General features: G+C 72.2%; 16 protein-coding genes. 3 read left to right on the top strand and 13 right to left on the bottom strand.

The genetic code is table 11. The features are described 5' to 3' along the window. Position 1: 1 nt before the first annotated feature. From SJY07_RS23950 to flgB, 11 genes are all read right to left on the bottom strand, one after another. On the bottom strand, positions 2 to 919 hold the full coding sequence (locus SJY07_RS23950) for a flagellar hook capping FlgD N-terminal domain-containing protein (protein ID WP_380161813.1): 918 nt from the start codon (positions 917 to 919) through the stop codon (positions 2 to 4). 88 nt (positions 920 to 1,007) lie between these two features. After that, positions 1,008 to 2,921, bottom strand: a complete 1,914-nt coding sequence (locus tag SJY07_RS23945) for a flagellar hook-length control protein FliK (RefSeq protein ID WP_380161812.1) — start codon at positions 2,919 to 2,921, stop codon at positions 1,008 to 1,010. Beyond that, a complete protein-coding gene (locus SJY07_RS23940; protein WP_380161811.1) occupies positions 2,918 to 3,994 on the bottom strand; it encodes a transglycosylase SLT domain-containing protein in 1,077 nt (358 codons plus the stop codon). Before SJY07_RS23940 ends, SJY07_RS23945 begins: the two co-directional genes overlap by 4 nt. Continuing rightward, complete coding sequence (locus SJY07_RS23935; protein ID WP_328291720.1) at positions 3,991 to 4,443, bottom strand: hypothetical protein; 453 nt, start codon at positions 4,441 to 4,443, stop codon at positions 3,991 to 3,993. The genes SJY07_RS23940 and SJY07_RS23935 overlap by 4 nt, the downstream gene beginning before the upstream one ends. Further along, positions 4,440 to 5,801: a FliI/YscN family ATPase gene (locus SJY07_RS23930; RefSeq protein WP_328291721.1), complete on the bottom strand. Its 1,362-nt coding sequence runs from the start codon at positions 5,799 to 5,801 to the stop codon at positions 4,440 to 4,442. Before SJY07_RS23930 ends, SJY07_RS23935 begins: the two co-directional genes overlap by 4 nt. Continuing rightward, positions 5,798 to 6,577, bottom strand: a complete 780-nt coding sequence (locus SJY07_RS23925) for a FliH/SctL family protein (RefSeq protein WP_380161810.1) — start codon at positions 6,575 to 6,577, stop codon at positions 5,798 to 5,800. Before SJY07_RS23925 ends, SJY07_RS23930 begins: the two co-directional genes overlap by 4 nt. Beyond that, positions 6,561 to 7,586 carry a flagellar motor switch protein FliG gene (gene fliG, locus SJY07_RS23920; protein ID WP_328291723.1) on the bottom strand — a complete coding sequence of 342 codons (1,026 nt, stop codon included), beginning with the start codon at positions 7,584 to 7,586 and terminating at the stop codon, positions 6,561 to 6,563. Before fliG ends, SJY07_RS23925 begins: the two co-directional genes overlap by 17 nt. A 3-nt stretch (positions 7,587 to 7,589) precedes the next feature. Further along, a complete protein-coding gene (gene fliF, locus SJY07_RS23915; RefSeq protein WP_380161809.1) occupies positions 7,590 to 9,203 on the bottom strand; it encodes a flagellar basal-body MS-ring/collar protein FliF in 1,614 nt (537 codons plus the stop codon). Beyond that, positions 9,203 to 9,652 (bottom strand): flagellar hook-basal body complex protein FliE, encoded by a 450-nt coding sequence (fliE, locus tag SJY07_RS23910; protein ID WP_380161808.1) that lies wholly within the window; start codon positions 9,650 to 9,652, stop codon positions 9,203 to 9,205. Before fliE ends, fliF begins: the two co-directional genes overlap by 1 nt. A gap of 2 nt (positions 9,653 to 9,654) precedes the next feature. Further along, positions 9,655 to 10,050, bottom strand: coding sequence for a flagellar basal body rod protein FlgC (gene flgC / locus SJY07_RS23905; RefSeq protein ID WP_380161807.1), 396 nt, complete (start codon positions 10,048 to 10,050; stop codon positions 9,655 to 9,657). Positions 10,051 to 10,099: 49 nt separating this feature from the next. Next, positions 10,100 to 10,450: a flagellar basal body rod protein FlgB gene (gene flgB / locus SJY07_RS23900; protein WP_328291727.1), complete on the bottom strand. Its 351-nt coding sequence runs from the start codon at positions 10,448 to 10,450 to the stop codon at positions 10,100 to 10,102. 422 nt (positions 10,451 to 10,872) lie between these two features. Here flgB and SJY07_RS23895 point away from each other — a divergent pair, with 422 nt between their 5' ends. Beyond that, complete coding sequence (locus SJY07_RS23895) at positions 10,873 to 13,068, top strand: hypothetical protein (protein ID WP_380161806.1); 2,196 nt, start codon at positions 10,873 to 10,875, stop codon at positions 13,066 to 13,068. After that, on the top strand, positions 13,065 to 13,649 hold the full coding sequence (locus SJY07_RS23890) for a hypothetical protein (RefSeq protein WP_328291729.1): 585 nt from the start codon (positions 13,065 to 13,067) through the stop codon (positions 13,647 to 13,649). Before SJY07_RS23895 ends, SJY07_RS23890 begins: the two co-directional genes overlap by 4 nt. A 73-nt stretch (positions 13,650 to 13,722) precedes the next feature. On the opposite strand, the gene SJY07_RS23885 is transcribed toward SJY07_RS23890, so the two are convergent. Next, on the bottom strand, positions 13,723 to 14,652 hold the full coding sequence (locus SJY07_RS23885) for a M56 family metallopeptidase (RefSeq protein WP_328291730.1): 930 nt from the start codon (positions 14,650 to 14,652) through the stop codon (positions 13,723 to 13,725). A 21-nt stretch (positions 14,653 to 14,673) separates the two neighbouring features. Then, a complete protein-coding gene (locus tag SJY07_RS23880) occupies positions 14,674 to 15,069 on the bottom strand; it encodes a BlaI/MecI/CopY family transcriptional regulator (RefSeq protein ID WP_380161805.1) in 396 nt (131 codons plus the stop codon). A 113-nt stretch (positions 15,070 to 15,182) separates the two neighbouring features. Here SJY07_RS23880 and SJY07_RS23875 point away from each other — a divergent pair, with 113 nt between their 5' ends. Further along, on the top strand, positions 15,183 to 16,625 hold the full coding sequence (locus tag SJY07_RS23875) for a cytochrome ubiquinol oxidase subunit I (protein ID WP_380161804.1): 1,443 nt from the start codon (positions 15,183 to 15,185) through the stop codon (positions 16,623 to 16,625).

Here is a 16,625-nt window from a genome sequence, read left to right as displayed (position 1 = left end):
GTCAGGCAGAGGTCGTCGGGCTCGACGAGCCCGACGGGGTGCTCCCGGTGGAGCCGGACACGGGGGTGTTCCCCGTCGCGGGGCTCGAGGTCGATCCGGGGACCGGAGTCGACGTGGGCGGAGTCGCAGTGGCGCCCGGAGCGGTCGGGCTCGTGGTGGTCGAACCCGAAGCGGTCGGGCTCGTGGTGGTCGAACCCGAAGCGGTCGGGCTCGTGGTGGTCGAACCCGAAGCGGTCGGGCTCGTGGTGGTCGAACCCGAAGCGGTCGGGCTCGTGGTGGTCGAACCCGAAGCGGTCGGGCTCGTGGTGGTCGAACCCGAAGCGGTCGGGCTCGTGGTGGTCGAACCCTCTGCGGCCTTGGCGTCGGCGGCTGCCTTCGCGTCCGCCGCCGCCTTGGCCGCCGCGGCTGCGGCGGCGGCCATGGCCGCCGCCTCACCGATGCCGGAGACCTTGGACAGGACGACGCTGGTGCCATCCACGTTGAGGACCGGTTCGCCGTTGGTGCCGCCGACCGAACCCTGCGTGAAGGAGACCGACTTGACCTCGCCGGTCTTCAGCGTGCCGTCCTCGGCGGTGTAGGACACCGTCTGCCCGACCATGGTGCTGGCCTGCAGCTTGTTCTGCGCCGCGACCATCGTGCTGGACTGGGTCGCGACGTCCTGCATGGCTTCCAGCGCCGAGAACTGCGCGGTCTGGGCCATGAAGGCGGTGCTGTCCGCCGGCTTCGACGGGTCCTGGTAGCGGAGCTGGGCGACGAGGAGCTTGAGGAACATGTCCTTGTCGTCCTTGGTCTTCGCCTTGGCCGCGGCCGACGTGTCCGTGGCCTTCGCGTTCTTGGTCGCCGCGGCCGCCGTCATCGCGTCGGAGTTGGCGATCAGGGACGTGTAGGCGTTCGAACCGCTTGCCGCGTCGATGGTCATGCCTACTCCTTCGGTCGAACGGGTGACGGCCTTTAACCCAGGTGAGGGATCCACAGCGTCCTGCCAGGTGAATCCCGCGGTGAACGCTTCAGATGCTGAGGTCGAGGCGCCCGTCGGCGGCCGCGGCGGCGGTGCGGGCCGCACGACGTTCGTCGGCGGCCGCGGCGAACAGGGACCCGCCCGAGGAGCGGCCGGAGCCGGGCTGCTGCCCCTGCTGCCCGTGGGAGGAACCCTGGTGTCCCGCACCGAACTGCGCGTCGGCGGAACGGCCCTGCGGCGAACCGGAACCGGTGCTGACGTCGACGGTGGTCTGGGTGAACCCGGAGCCCGACAGTTCCCGCTGCAGGTCGCCGACGGCGGCCTTCAGGGCGTGGCGGGCGGCCTCGGACGCGCCGGCGAGGGAGACGTGCAGCGCTCCCCCGCTGACCTCGGCGGTGATCTTCACCGGCCCCAGGCCCTCCGGGCTGACCTCGACGGTCATCTTGTGCACGGCGTCGGCTTCGGGGAGGTCCTCGAGGCGGCCGGCCACCCCGTGCGCGAACGCGGCGGGGTTGGTCAGGGGCAGCGGGACGGGCGGGGTCGAGGCCGCGGCGACCGTCGGGGCGGCGGTGGCCGCGGTGCCGGTGAGCGTCGGGACGGCTGTCGGCAGCGCGGTGGCGCTCGGGTCGACGGCCTGCGGGACCGGCCTCGCGGCGGCGGTCACCGGTGCGGCGAGGGGCTGGGCGACGGTCGGGCTCGCGGCCATCACGACGGGCTGCGGCACGGGTGCCTCTCCCGCACCGGGGCGCGGTGCCGCCGCGACGACCTGGGGGGCGGGCTGCTGCCCGGTCTGACCCTGCTGCTGGCCGGACTGACCGCTGGTGTCGGCGCCTGGCTGGCCGGTGGCGACGGTCGGGACGGCCACGGCGGGTGCCCCGGAGGTCGGGGCGGTCGGCGCCGGGACGTCGGTCGCGACGGGTTTCGCGGTGCCGGCGGTCGCGACGGCCGGGAGGGTCTGCGCCGGTGCAGCGGTCGCGACCGGCTGCGACACGACGGAGGTGACCGCCTGGCCGGCGTTCTGCGCGGTGGGCTGGTCGGTCAGCACGGCGTTCTTCGCGACGTTCTGCGGCAACCCGGTGACGGCGGTCTGCACGGGAGCGGGTACCACCACCGGAGTCACCGGCGCCACGGGCGTCGAGGTGACGGTGGCGGCGGCGAGCGCCGCGTCGCCCGGGGTGGCGGGGACGGCGGCTGCGGCCTGCGTGGGGACGGGCACCGCGACGGGGGCGGCGGTCTGAGCCGGCACGGCCTGGGCGGCGACGGGGGTGGTGGGGGCTGCGGCAGGAGCCTGAGCGGGGGCCGTGGTGACCGGCGGGGTCGACGTCGGGAGCTGCGCCGCGGCGGGGGCGGTCTCCCCCACGACCGGCGCGACGGCGGGTGTCGCGGCGGGCACGGGCTGCGCGGTGACCCCGTCGGTGGCCGTGACGGTGGCCTGGGTGGCGGGCTGGGTGGTCGCCTCGGTCCGGGGGGTGAGGACGGCGCGCAGGGCGGCGGGCAGACCCAGCAGGGACGGGTCGACGGGGACGGTCGGGACGGTCACCGCGTCGGTGACCTCGTCGGTGACCTTGTCGTTGTCAGTGGTCGCGTCCGTGGCCTCGGGGCGTCCCCCCGTGGCGGCGTCCTTCTTGCCGGTCTTCACGGGGTTCTTGTGTCCGGGTTCCGGACGCTCGGGGCGTTCGGTGCGCTCGGCCGCCTTGGTGACGCGGTCGTCGGCGGGGCGGTCGGTGCGGGCGTCCTCACCGGCCGGGCTGCGCTCGGGAGAGGTCCGCGCGTAGTCGTCCCGGGAGTCCCCGGCGTCTCGGGAGTCCCGCGCGTCCCGCTGGTCACGGGCGGTGGTGCGCAGGTCCTGCACGGCCTGCCCGAAGGAGTCCGCGAAGCTGGAGTCCGACGAGGACGAACGGGAGGGTTCGCGCGGAGCGCCGGTCGGGTAGGGCAACGTCGTCACGGACAGGTTGTTGCTCACGCGGCACTCCCGAGGTCGGCGGTGATCTTCTTGACGTAGTTCTGGGTCTCCGTGAACGGCGGGATGCCGCCGTACTTGCTGACGTTGCCCGGGCCGGCGTTGTAGGCGGCGAGCGCCAGCGACACGGAGCCGAACTTCGTGAGGTTCTGCCCGAGGTACTTCCCGGCCGCGTCGATGGAGGCGAACGGGTCCTTCGGGTCGATGCCGAGGCTCTTGGCCGTGGCGGGCATGAACTGCATGAGACCCGTTGCGCCGGCGCCGCTCCTGGCGTTGGCGTTGAACCCGGACTCCTGCTTGGCGACCGCCTTGAGCAGCCCGCTGGGCAGGCCGTACTTCGCTTCCGCGGCGGTGAAGGCGGCTTCGTACGGGGCGGACTTCGACGTAGTCGACGAAGCGCTCGAGAGCGAGGCGGGACGCACGTAGCTGGAGGTGTCGGGGGTGGCGACGCCGGAGAGCAGCGTGGCGGCGGCGACGCCGACCCCGGCCGCGGTGGTGGCGGCGCTCGTCCCGAGGCGGCGGATGGTCATGGGGGTCTCCCAGACCTTGGAGATCTTCACGACGTCACCCGTCTTCGGCGCGTGCAGCATCTTGCCGTCGCCGACGTAGATCCCGATGTGGTGGCCGTTCTCGAGGACGACGAGGTCGCCCGGCTTGGCCTCGGCCAGCGAGGGCACTTCGGTGCCGACGGTGGCCTGCTGGGCCGCGGTGCGCGGCAGGTGGACGCCGATCTGCTGGGCGGCGTACTGGATCAGGCCGGAGCAGTCGAACCCGGAGGGGGTGGTGCCGCCCCACTTGTAGGCGGTGCCGGTGTACTGCTTGGCCGCGGCGAGGAGCTTCTCCCCCGTGTCGCCGGAGCTGAGGGTGCGCAGTCCGCGGTTGACGATGCCCGAGGCGCCGGAGCCGGAGGTGGAGAGCAGGTCGGCGAAGTCGGAGGAGACCGAGGACGACGCCTTGGACGCGACCGAGGAGACCGACGCGGTCGTCTTGGTGGCCTGCGCGGCAACGGTTCCGGAGAACTGCGCGATGCGGGCCTCGATGTCGGAGATGCGGGCCTGGATCTCGGCGACGCTCATTCGGAATCCCCTTCCCGGGCGGCGCGGCGACGTGCCTTCGCGGCGAACTCGGCGACGGTGCGGTCGTCGAGGGACTTCTGGTCGGCGTGCAGCGCGGCCTGTTCCTGGGCGATCTCGTGGCGTTCGACGATGCGTTCCAGGGACCGTTCGGCGCGGCGGGCGCGGGCCCAGGCGGCCTGCTTCTCCCCCAGGTCGATCTCGGCGCGGGCGACGAGGGCCCGGGTGTTGTCGAGGTCGGAGACGAGGGCGGCGCGGCGGGCGACGGCGGCGGTCCAGGCGGCCATCGTCTCGTCGGAGAGGTGGGCCTCGCCGAGTTCGTGGCGGACGCGGGCGGCGCGCTTCTGCTCGTTGCGCAGCACGGCGTTGGCGGCGGCCACGTCGATCTTGATCTGTTCCTGCTGCACCTTGCGCAGCTTGAGCAGCGCCATGATCGCCTTGGTGGCACTCACTGCAGTCCTCCGAAGGTCGAGACGAGTTGCTGCAGCTGCGCCCACGCCTGGGGGGCGGGGGTGATGTCGTGGATGTCCTGGCGCAGGAACGCGTTGATCGCGGGCAGCTGGGCCACCGCCGCGTCGACCTCGGGGTTCGCGCCGGGCTGGTAGGCGCCGACGTCGATGAGCTCCTTGGCGTCGCGGTGGGCGGCCAGCACCCGGCGCAGGGCCGTCGCGGCGGCCTTCTGCTCGGGGGTGGTGACGCGGCCGGCGACGCGGGACACCGACTCGAGGACGTCGATGGTCGGGAAGTGACCGGCCGTGGCGAGCCGGCGGTCCAGCACGACGTGACCGTCGAGGATGGACCGGGCGCTGTCGGCGATGGGTTCGTTGTGGTCGTCGCCGTCGACCAGGACGGTGTAGATCCCGGTGATGGACCCGGTGACCCCGGGGCCGGCGCGTTCCAGCAGGCGCGGCATGAGGGCGAAGACGCTGGGCGGGTAGCCCCGGGTCGCGGGCGGTTCGCCGACGGAGAGGCCGATCTCGCGCTGGGCCATGGCGACGCGGGTGAGGGAGTCCATCATGAGGACGCAGTCGGCGCCCATGTCGCGGAACGACTCCGAGATCGCGGTCGCGGTGAGCGCGGCGCGCAGGCGCAGCACGGGGGCCTCGTCGGAGGTGGCGATGACGACGACGGAGCGGGCGAGTCCTTCGGGGCCGAGGTCGTCCTCGAGGAACTCGCGGACCTCTCGGCCACGTTCACCGACCAGCGCCAGCACGGAGACGTCCGCGGAGGTGCCGCGGGCGATCATCGAGAGCAGCGAGGACTTGCCGACGCCGGAACCGGCGAAGATGCCGAAGCGCTGACCGCGACCGGCGGGCACGAGGGTGTCGAGGGCGCGCACCCCCAGGGACAGGGGTGCGTCGACGCGGCCGCGGGTCATGGCCGGCGGCGGGGTGGCGTGCAGCGGGGCGCGGGGCGCGGCGTGCAGCGGCGGGCCGCCGTCGAGGGGGTTGCCGAGCGCGTCGACGACGCGACCGAGCAGGGCCGCGCCGACGGGGACGTCGGAGGGGCGGCGGGTGGCCGTGGCGGGGGCACCGGCGGCGAGGCCGGTGAGGTGGCCCAGCGGCAGGCAGCGGAGCTTCCCGCCCTCCGCCGCGACGACTTCGGCGGGGATGGAGTGCGTGGCGTCCCCGAGGCGGATGGTCTCGCCGACGGCGGCCTCCAGCCCGGCGACCTCGACGGAGAGCCCGACGATGGCCGAGACCCGGCCGCGGATCTCCGGGGCGGCGGCGCTGACGGCCCGCGCGACCTGCGGCGCGAGGATCTCGCGCACGCCGGCCGCGAGGCGGTCCGACACCAGGGAGGCGGTCATGCCAGGACTCCGGCAGGCCCTTCGTCACCCACGAGTGCGGCCAGGGCCCGGGAGACGCTGGCTCGCAGGCCGGCGTCCACCTCGGTGTCACCCTGGCGCGCGACGGCGTCACCCGGTTGGACGGTGGGGTCTGACTGGTAGCTCACGAGGTCTGCATCGGCCAGAGCGTGGCGACCCTTGAGGCTGTCACCCATCAGGGCGCTCAAGTCGGCGGGGTTGACGCGCACGGTGACGGGTTTCTCGCCCTCCAGCGGCCGCAGCGAGCGCAGGACGGCCTCCTGGACCGGGGAGTCCATGGCGCTGACCTCGCGGTCCAGGACGGCCCCCGCGAGCTCCAGGGCGAGCTCGAGGACGGTGTCGGCGAGCGCCCCGATGGAGGGTTCCCGTTCGGCCCGCAACGCCTCCCCGGCCGCGAAGAGCGCCTCCTCGGCCCGGTTGCGGGACGCGCGGCGTTCCTCGCGTTCCGCGCGGGCCGCCGCGTGGGCGGCCTCGCGCTGGGCGTCGAGCTCGGCGGCGGCCTTCTCCGCCGCCTGGCGCATGCCCGCGGCCCAGCCGGCCGCGTAGCCCTGGGTGCGGGCCTGTTCGCGGACCTGGCGGGCCGCGTCGCTGTCCTCGCGGTCGCCCAGGTCGAGACCGGTGAAGGCGCGCTCGAACCCGGGTGCGGCGGCCGGGGCCGCCACGAACACCCGCGGTTCGCGGGTGGTCGTGGGCTTGGTGTCGGCGACCCGGAAGGTGTCACGCGACGGAGTCGAGAAGGTGTTACGCGACGAAGTCATCGTCACCACCGCGCGTCAGCACGATCTGACCCGACTCCTCGAGCTGGCGGATGATCGCGACGACCTTCTGCTGGGACTCCTCGACCGCGGACATGCGGACCGGGCCCATGAGCTCGATCTCGTCGATGAGGTTCTCCCGGGCACGTTCGGAGACGTTCTTGAGGATCTTGTCCCGGACGGTCTCGGTGACGCCCTTGAGCGCCGTGGCGAGGTCGGCGGTCTCGACGCCGCGCAGCACGAGCTGGATGGCGCGGTCGTCGAGGGTCGTGATGTCCTCGAAGACGAACATGAGCGCGCGGATCTCCTCGGCCAGGGCGGAGTTCTTGGTCGCCAGGCCTTCCAGGATCGAGCGTTCGGTGCCGCGGTCGGCGCGGTTGATGATGTCGACCAGGGGCTGGACGCCGCCGACGGCGGAGTTCGTCTTCGCCTGGAGCACGGTGGAGGTGCGGCGCTGGACGACGTCCTCGACGAGGCGGACGTACTCGGAGCTGGTCGCCTCCATGGTGGCGATGCGCAGCGCGATGTCGGCCTGCATGTCCGCGCTCAGCCCGCCGAGGATCATCGAGGCCTGGTCGGGGCGCAGGTGCGCCACGACCAGGGCGATGGTCTGCGGGTGCTCACCGGTGAGGAAGGTGAGGATCTGCTGCGGGTCGGCCTGGTGCAGGAACTGGAAGGGCTGCACCACGGCCGCCTCGGCGACGCGGCCGAGGACCTCCGCGGCCCCCTCCGCACCCAGGGCGCCCTCGAGGAGGGACTGGGCGAAGTCGAGGCCACCGAGCCCGCCGCGCAGCGGCGAGGCGATCATCCCGTGGAACTCCTCCAGGACGATGCCGGCGATCTCCGGGGAGACCGCACGGAGCCGGAGGATCTCCGCGGTGAGTTCTTCGATCTCAGCGGGTCGCAGGTGGGACAGCACCTTGGCGGCGTTGTCCTGTCCGACCTGCAGGAGCAGGACGGCGGCCTTCTGTGCCCCGGACATGGGGGCGACCTCGAGCTCGGTGGACGACACGGGTCAGGACCTCCGATCGGCGAGCCAGCCGCGGAGCAGTTCCGCGACTTCCTCGGGCTGGCGGGAGACGAGTTCGACGACCTCGGTGCGGCGGGCGGCCGCGGCCTCCAGGGCCGGGTCCACCGGTGCTGCTTCGAGCGCCACCGGCCTTTCGACAGCCGGAGCGATTTCCTTGAGCTCTCCGGTGATGTCACCGAGCTGGAGGGGGTCGACGTCCAGGACGTCCACCGTCTCCACCTTGCGGCGGCGGAAGGCCACCAGGATCACGATCAGCATGATCAGGACCAGGAGCCCGAGGGCGGCGGTCTTGGCGTAGCCGATGTAGGCGTTCTGCTGGTCGGCCTTCTCGGCCTGGGCCAGCTGGGCCTGGGCGTCGGTGGCGGCGGTGTTGTCGAAGGCCGTCTTGACGACGGAGACGGCGTCGCCGCGGGTGGCGTCGATCCCCGCCGCCTGGTTGACGATCTGGGTGATCTGGTTGACGTCGGCGGCGCCGGCGACACCCTTCGCGCCGGCGTTGACGACGACGGAGACGGTCTGCTTCTCCAGCTTGCCGGGGGCCTGCTTGGTGATGGTGTCGAGCTGGTTGGTCGGGAGGTTGCTGGTGTCGCTGCCCTTGTCGTAGCCACCGCTCTGACCGGTCGTGGTGCCGGGCACGGCGATGTTGTCGGGGCCGAGGACCCCGGTGGCGGCGCTGCCGCCGCCGGTACCGGTGTACTTCTCGGTCTCCTTCGACGACGCCGAGGGGTTGATGCCCGGGGTCTGGGAGTAGGTGCGCGAGGTCTCGGTCTTGTCGTCGTAGTTCAGCGTCGCGTTGACGGTGGCCTTGACGTTGCCGGCGCCGTAGATGCCTTCGAGGTAGCTCTGCAGCTTGGCCGTCGCGGCGGTGTTGTAGTCGCTGGTCTTCTCGTTCTGCGCGCTGGAGCCGGTGCCGTCGGTGGAGAGCGTGTTGCCCTTGTCGTCGACCACGGAGACGTTCTTCACGTCCATGCCCGGGACGCCGCCGGCGACCAGGTTGACGATGGAGGTGACGTTGTCGTTGGACAGGGTCTTGCCGGCGCGCAGCTTGACCAGGACCGAGGCGGTCACCGGGTCCTGCTCGTCGAGGAACACGTCCTTCGGCGGGATGGCCAGGTTCACCACGGCGGAGTCGATGCCGTCGATGGAGCCGATGGTCTTCTCCAGCGTCTTCTTCAGGTCCTGCTGGTAGGCCTGCTGCTGGACGAACTCCGAGGCGGTGACGCCCTGCTGGGAGAGCAGGGAGGAGCCGGAGCTGGAGTCGGTCTCGGCGGGCAGCCCGGCACCGGCCATCGCCAGGCGCTCGCTGTCGACGACGTCGGCGGGGACGGAGACCGTCGCGCCGTTGTCGCTGAGCTGGTACTTCACCCCGTCGGCGGTGAGCTTGTCGACGATGGCGCTCGCGTCGGTCCCCGAGAGGTTCGAGAACATCGGCGTGTAGGAGGGCGTGGAGGCCCAGCGGGAGAAGAAGACCGCTCCTCCGATGAGTGCGGCGATCACCGCGATGACGACGGCCTTCTGGCCGGTCGAGAAGGTCCGGAATCCGGAGACGAAGTTCTGGGCGTTCTCGACGATCGCCGCGCTTCCCTTGGCCTTGGCCATCAGACCTGCATCCTCATGATCTCGTTGAAGGCATCGACTGCCTTGTTGCGGATGGCGACGGTGAGCTGGGTGGCCAGCTGGGCCTCGTTGCTGGCGATCATGTAGTCGTGGACGTTGGTGAGGTCACCGGTGGCGGCCTTCACCGCCAGGTCGTCCGACGTGGACTGCAGGCCCTGCAGCTTGTCGATGCCGCCGGAGAGGAGGGACGCGAAGTCGGTTCCCGAGGTCCCGTCGACCGAGGTGTCGGTACCCACGCCGCTGATCCCGAGGGCGGAGGGGGTTCCGGTGACCGAGCCGGTGTAGCTGGTCCCGGTGCCGCCCCCGATCGAGGAGGTCATCTGCGCGTTGTCGGTGTCGGCGATCCCCTGGCCGTAGCCGGTGGCGAGGGTTCCCAGGGTGCCGGCGATGTCGGTGGAGGACCCGATCGCGCCGATCGATTCGATGCTCACGCTCACGCCTTCCCGAGTTGCAGGGCGGCCGTGTAGGCCTCCTTGGCCGTCGTGATGGTCTGCAGGTTCGCCTGGTAGGCGCGCTGGGCCATCATCAGGCTCGTCATCTGCGAGCTCATGTCGATGTCGGGGTACTTCACGTACCCCTGGGCATCGGCGAGGGGGTTGGTCGGGTCGTACTCCAACCGTCCCGCTGCGCTGCCCGTGACGATGCCGGCGACCTGGGTGCCCTTGCCGTCCGCGGCCTCGGTGGCGACGACGTACTTGGCCTCGTAGGCGGGGTCGGACGTCCTGGTCGCGGTGTTGATGTTCGCCAGGTTGTCGCTGACGGCGTCCATCCACTTGCGGTTGACGGTGACGCCGGTGCCGGCGATGCCGATCGCGTCGAAGATGCTCATGGGGTTTCGCTCCGGATGTCAGGGGACGGGGGTCAGGGGGTGTTCCCCGTCATTGGCTGCTCATCGCGGTGCGCAGCAGCGAGTACTTGGAGTTCAGTGCCGAGAGCACCGTCTGGTAGCTGAGGTTCGTGGAGATGTTGGAGATCGTCTCCTCGTCGAGGTTGACGTTGTTGCCGTCCTCGCGAGTCGGCTCCAGGGACTTCTGCGTGACGATGCCCGAGCTCTGCGCCGAGGACGCGTCGCCGCTGGCGACCGCGCTCTGCAGCTCGCTCTCGAAGGACACCTTGTTCGCCAGGTACTTCGGCGTGTTGATGTTGGCGATGTTGTCGGCGATGGCCCGCTGCCGCGCCTGCAGACCGTTCAACGCCGTGTGCAGCGCGACGCTGGTGAGATCGGACACGAGGCCACCCTCCGTAGGTGATTGCTGGCTCTTGCGTTTGCGAGGTGTTGTGCGAGGTGTTCGGGTGCTCCCTGCGCGACCGTTGCGGTCCCCGGGGCCTGCACACTCCTTCGGCCCATCCAGGCGGGGGCTTGAGCCCGGATGAGTGCGAAACGCCACCGATCACCGGTAGGTCCGCCGAACGGGATCGCACCGTTCACCCGTTCGGCGGCTGACACGAACGGGCCGGCACCCTGGGTGACCGGGAACGCCCTGCCGGGCGCTCCTCCTCGTACTCGTCGTCACCGGTTCGGGCGCAGCCGAGCAGGGGCCCCCGTCGGGCGGGAGGCTCACCGCCCACTCCCGGTGCGACCGGACGGGTGTCACCCGATCGGCCGATCCAGCGGCTCAAGTCCGCGCCGACTCCCGCCGAGGCAGTGGCCATGACCACAGCGGACGAGAGCACTCCAGCGGGAACCGCCGCCCCTGCGGAGGGTTACGACTCGATCGAGCGTTCCCCTGCCGCGCAGGCCGAGGCGGACGGTGAACGTTTCAGCGACGCCGAACTCGGTGGGCTCGCCGTCGAGGCGGACGGGCTCGCCGCCGCCGAACCCGCGCAGCACCGCGCGACCGCTCTCGCCTCGCTGAGCACGGCCCTGCGCACCGCCGCAACCGGCGGTGAGGGGCACCTCGGCCGCTGGGCCGACGCGGACCTCTTCGAGGTCCTCGACGTCGACGCCGCCGTCGCCCCGCTGGACCAGCGCCGCAGCGTCCTGCGCTCCGGTTCGCTGCGCACCATCCTCGTCTTCGCCCCGGTCATGGTGACCTGGGTCGGTCTGCTCTTCGCCGGCCGCGCCTACGGCGGGATGAGCGCCGACGGGGAGGCCGCCGACGGCGAGTCGTTCCTGCAGCTGTGGCTCGACGGTTTCGGCGGGCGCACGTTCTTCTCCCTGGACCGCGTCGCGGAGATGGCCGTCCTGCTCATCGCCGGCGCCATCGCGATCAGCGTCGCCACCGACCGCCGTCAGCGCACCGACGAGGTCCAGGCCGCGAGCGCGGACGAGTCCCACCGTCAACTCCTGCGCGGTTTCGCCGCACGCGCCACGGTGGCCCTCGCGCCGCACCGCGCCAACGCCGCCGAGCAGCTCGGCGCGCACTTCGAACGCGGGCTGACGGAGCTGGGTCGCCTCGTGGCGGAGACGATCCGCCTGCACGCCGACACCTCCGCCCTCGTCGCGACCGTCCGCACCTCCAGCGAGACCGCCATCGTCGCCGCGAACGCCGCGAACACCGGCGGCGCCGACGTGGCCCGCGCCGCGCTGGAACTGCAGGGCGCCGTCACCGCGGCGGTCAGCCGTCACGGCGAGCTGATCGCGGCGGATCGCGAGCAGCACACCCGCACGCTGGCGGAGTCGACGCAGACGCTGGTCCACCACCTCGGCCAGGTCCGGGAGGGCACCGCCGAGGCGCTGCGCGAGGGTCTGCAGGGACGCGACCGCGTCCTCTCCGCCGTCGAGGGCGTCAGCGCCTCCGTCGAGCTGCTCTCCAGCGCCACCCGGGAGTCGATGGCCGAGCTGGCCACCTCCGCCTCCGCGATGACCCGGCACAGCGCCGACTTCGGCGAGAAGGTCACCGGCCACGTCGCCGCGCTCTCGAGCACGGCGAAGGAATCGGTGGAGACGATGCACCTCGCGGTCGTGGAGAGCGTCGAGAAGGTCACCCGGATGACCGGCGAGGCGTTCAGCGAGCACGTCTCGGCCTCCGCCGAGCACGCCGCGCAGACGATGGAGACGCTGCGTCGTGACGTCGAGCGCACCTCCTCCGCGGCGGAGTCCGCGCTCTCCACCGCGAGTCGGGTGCTGGCCACCGCGGCCGAGTCCGCCGACCGCCGGGTGCGTCACGAGGAGCGTCTCGCGGACCTGCTCACCACCCAGAACGAGGTCCTGGACTCCTGGCGCGGGATCGAGAACCGCCTCGTGGAGGCCGCGCACGACATGCGCTCGGTCCCGCGCTGGATGGAGAAGGTGCAGCACGAGCACGCCGACGCGACGGGTCGCGCGCTGCGCAGCATCGGTGCGACGCTGCGCGACGACGTCTCCGGTGCCGTCACCGAGACCCTCGCGATGGCCCAGGACGACCACGTCCGTCAGGTCAACCGCGCCTACCGCGACGCCAGCCGTCAGCTGACCCACGACCTCACCCAGACCCTCGGGTCGGGGCTCGGCACCGTCGTCGACCAGGTGATGGACCGCCTCTCCGACCAGGTCGAGGCCCTGCCCGAGCGGATCGCCTCGGCGACCGCCCGCCAGCAGCGTCAGCACACCCCCGCGCAGCCCCCGGTCCAGCCCGCTCCCGAGCGTCGCCCGGTGCAGGCGCACCGTCCGGTCGTGCGTCAGGAACCGCGTCCGGAACCCCGCCCGGAACCACGTCAGGAACCCCGTCCCGAACCGCGCGTCGAGCGCGCACCCCAGCCCCGCGTCGAGGTCGAGCGTCGCCCTGAACCCCGGATCGAGCCCCGGGTCGAGGAGCGCCGCCCGGTCCGGGCGGCCGAGCCCGAGGTCGAGGAGCAGTTCGTGGCGGTCGCGCCCCGCACGCTGCAGGCCCTCGCGGCCCGCCGCTACTCCCGGGCCGGCCAGTGAGGCGCCACGGCCGCGGCGCGCTGCGCCCGCGGAACAAGGAGAACGCCGCCATCGGCCTCGCGGGCTGGGTGTTCGCCGACGCCCTCCTGGCCCTCACGATCATCGGTCTCGCCGCCGGGGGTGCCGTGCACGCCGGGGTCGGGGAGGCCACGGCCGTCGCGGCCACGGTGGCGCCCACCGCCACCCCGACCGCGGCGCCCACGCCGGTCCCCACGGTCACCGTGACCGCCGCGCCGCTCCCGGTAGACGTACCCACGATGCCGGCCGGTGTCGCCCAGGCTCCGGTCGTGCTGGACGTCAACGTCGGCGGGGCCGACGACGAGGCGATCCGCGCCTCGGTGGCCGGGGCCGTCGGTGACCTCGCCGCCCAGGGACGCCGCGCCGCGTTCGTGCTGACCTTCGGCACCGCCGGCACCCCCGGTGCGGGCACCGCGCTGGCCCGCCGGGTCAACGCCCAGCTCGACGTCGCCGCCCCGAACGTGTTCACCGGGTCGGGCAAGCGCGACTTCTGGCGGGCCGTGAACGCCGACGCCCCCCAGGCCGGGGTCGTCCAGCTGGAGCTCTACCTCATCCAGCAGTGACCCGCTGAACCGAGAAGCCGTGATCATGCAGGGAATCCCTGCATGATCACGGCTCTTCGCGTCGATGGGTGGGTCAGTGGACGAAGGCGTGGTAGCTGGTCAGCAACCAGGGCACGGCGACGGCCAGCGTGGGCCCGCCGAGCACGAGCGCCGCGGCCACGTAGGTCGCCAGCGAGAGTCCGCGGGTGGCGGGGCGGGCGGCGAGTCGCCGCACCCGGGCGAGGGCGGCCGAGCCGAGCGGCATCTCCGACACCCCGTCCGGCTGGCCCGCGAGCGCTACCAGCGCGCGGGCCAGGGGCAGCGATCCGGTGTGGCGGCGGGCGGAGTCGTCGGCGAGCATCTCCACGAGCAGTCGCACGGAGTCGAGCGCGGCCTGGCTGGAGACGAAGCGCGGGAACGCGGCGTGCAGGGCGGTGAAGCCCTCGAGGACGAGGTCGTGGCGGGCGCGCAGGTGGGCCCGTTCGTGGGCCAGGACCGCGCGCACCTCCTCCGGGGTCAGGCAGTTCAGCATGGCGTCGGAGACGACGACGCGGGAGCGCACCCCGGGGACGCAGTAGGCGACGCGGCCGGGTCCGGTGAGCACCCGCACCCCCGCCTGGGAGAGCAGGGCGGCGTCGATCTCGCCGGTGGACTCCTTGCGGTGCAACAGGTCCACCATGTCGCGGTGGCGGTTGCGGCGTCGCCGGGTGCGGATGCCGACGAGGGTCGCGACGACCCAGAACCGCACGGTGACGATGGCCACGAGCGTGGAGGTGAGTCCGATGAGGGTCGTCTGGACGGGGCCGTGGCGCTCGAGGAAGGGGAAGCCGGGCTCCTCGGTGAAGAGCAGCGAGAGCGAGGCGAGGCCGGCGCCGAGGGTGGCGAGGACGGCGCCGAGGGCGATCGCCTGCCACAGCACCAGGGCGGCCCGGGGCACCTGCCAGGTCCAGCGGGCACGGGCCAGCAGCGCCGGCGCCGGACCCGCCAGGAGCAGCGCCAGCGCTGCGAACCAGACGGCGGTCACGCCACGAACCTACGGGGTCGCCTAGGCGGTGGTGGTCGCGTCCCCGGACTGGTCGGTCCCCGCCATCGCGTCCAGGGCCTCGCGCAGCGCGGCGGCCTCGGCGGGCGAGACACCGCCGATGAAGTGGACGAGCGCGGCCTGGCGGTCGTCGACGGAGGGCACTCCCCCGAGGGCGTCGAGCATGAGGTCGGCGACCATCTGCTCGCGGGTGGCGGCGGGGGTGTAGCGGAAGGCACGACCCTCGCGCTCCTGGCGCACGACGTGCTTCTTGGCGAGGCGGTCGAGCACGGTCATGACCGTGGTGTAGGCGATCTTGCGGTGCTCGGCGAGCTGCTCGTGGACCTCGCGGACCGTGAGGGGCGTACCGGCCGCCCACAGCCGGTCCATGACGTCGCGTTCGAGTTCTCCCAGGGCCACGGGGTGGATGTTACGTCAACCACACCGCTGAACGCGAGCCGTCGTACTACCGAAAGAAGTACTACAGTTAGTCGTAGTACGACAGGACGTCGTAGGAAGGCCAGGAACCAGCCGTGAGCATCGAATCGCTGACCCGTCTGCAGTTCGCCGTGACGACGCTGTACCACTACCTCTTCGTGCCGCTCTCGATCAGCCTCGCGCTCTTCACCGCGATCCTGCAGACCGCGCACCTGCGCGTCGAGGCGCGGACCGGGAGCGACCGCTACGGCCGGCTCTCGTTGCTGACCGGCAAGCTCATGATGATCACCTTCGCCGTCGGCGTCGTGACCGGCCTGGTCCAGGAGTTCCAGTTCGGCCTCTCCTGGAGCGCGTTCGCCCGCTTCTACGGCGACGTGTTCGGGCCCACCCTGGCCATCGAGGGGATGCTCGCCTTCTTCCTCGAGGCGACCTTCATCGGCCTGTGGTGGTTCGGCCGTGACCGGCTGCCGAAGCTCGTGCACCTCGCGACGATCTGGATCGTCGCCATCGGCACCGCCATCTCCGCCTTCGTCATCCTCGCGGCGAACTCCTTCATGCAGAACCCCGTCGCCTACAGCATCGACGCGGCCACCGGCCGCGCGCGGCTCGGCAGCTTCGAGGACCTGCTGACCAACGAGCTGAACCTCGCCGCCTTCCCCCACACCTACGCCGGGGCCGTCATGGCCGGTGGCGCGCTCGTCATGGCCGTCGGGGTCTGGCACCTGCTGCGCGGGGGCCACGACGTGACCTCCGAGGAGTTCGCCGCGTTCCGCACGCTGTCCCGCTTCGGCGCCTGGTTCACCCTCGTCGCCGGCGGCGGGGTCGCCCTCAGCGGCGACGCCCTCGGCAAGGTCATCACCGCCGTCCAGCCGATGAAGATGGCTGCGGCGGAAGGGCTCTACCGGACCACGACGGGCGCGCCGTTCTCGATCTTCTCCTACGCCCCGCTCGGCTCCGACCGCCCGACCTTCGCCCTCGAGGTCCCCGGCTTCCTCTCCTTCCTGGCCAAGGGGTCCTTCTCCTCCACGGTCCTCGGCCTCAAGGACCTGCAGGACTCCTACTCCGCGCAGTTCGGTGCGGGCGACTACATCCCCTGGGTGCCCGTGGCGTTCTGGAGCTTCCGCCTCATGATCGGCGTCGGGATGACCGCCGCGATGATCGCCCTGGTCCACCTCTGGGTCACCCGGAAGTCGGTCGCCCTGAACCCCGACCCGCGCCTGGCCCGCGGGATCCTCTGGACCCTGCCGGTCCTGCCGCTGATGCCGCTGTTCGCGAACTCCTTCGGCTGGATCTTCACCGAGACCGCCCGCCAGCCGTGGCTGGTGTTCGGGTTGTTCAAGACCGCCGACGGCGTCTCCCCCGGGCTGACCTGGGCCGAGGTCGCCACCAGCCTGGTCGCCTTCACCCTCGTCTACGGTGCGCTGGCCTGGGCCTGGACGCTGCTGGTGACCCGCCTCGTGCGCAAGGGGCTCCCGTCGATGCCCGTGCCCCAGGCGGAAGACGAAGAAGCAGTCGAGCCCTACGCCGTGAGCTACTGA

This window comes from Kineococcus sp. R86509 (assembly GCF_042466365.1).
Lineage (GTDB): Bacteria > Actinomycetota > Actinomycetes > Actinomycetales > Kineococcaceae > Kineococcus.
The sequence above is the reverse complement of the archived record's forward strand: the minus strand, read 5'-3'. Positions and strand labels throughout refer to the sequence as shown.

Bases quoted from the DNA above. Each gene is read 5' to 3' on its own strand.
- flgC (WP_380161807.1), bottom strand. From the start codon at position 10,050: ATGAGCATCTTCGACGCGATCGGCATCGCCGGCACCGGCGTCACCGTC.
- SJY07_RS23940 (WP_380161811.1), bottom strand. From the start codon at position 3,994: ATGAGCGTCGCCGAGATCCAGGCCCGCATCTCCGACATCGAGGCCCGC.
- fliF (WP_380161809.1), bottom strand. From the start codon at position 9,203: ATGGCCAAGGCCAAGGGAAGCGCGGCGATCGTCGAGAACGCCCAGAAC.
- SJY07_RS23925 (WP_380161810.1), bottom strand. From the start codon at position 6,577: ATGACTTCGTCGCGTAACACCTTCTCGACTCCGTCGCGTGACACCTTC.
- SJY07_RS23950 (WP_380161813.1), bottom strand. From the start codon at position 919: ATGACCATCGACGCGGCAAGCGGTTCGAACGCCTACACGTCCCTGATC.
- SJY07_RS23895 (WP_380161806.1), top strand. From the start codon at position 10,873: ATGACCACAGCGGACGAGAGCACTCCAGCGGGAACCGCCGCCCCTGCG.
- SJY07_RS23930 (WP_328291721.1), bottom strand. From the start codon at position 5,801: ATGACCGCCTCCCTGGTGTCGGACCGCCTCGCGGCCGGCGTGCGCGAG.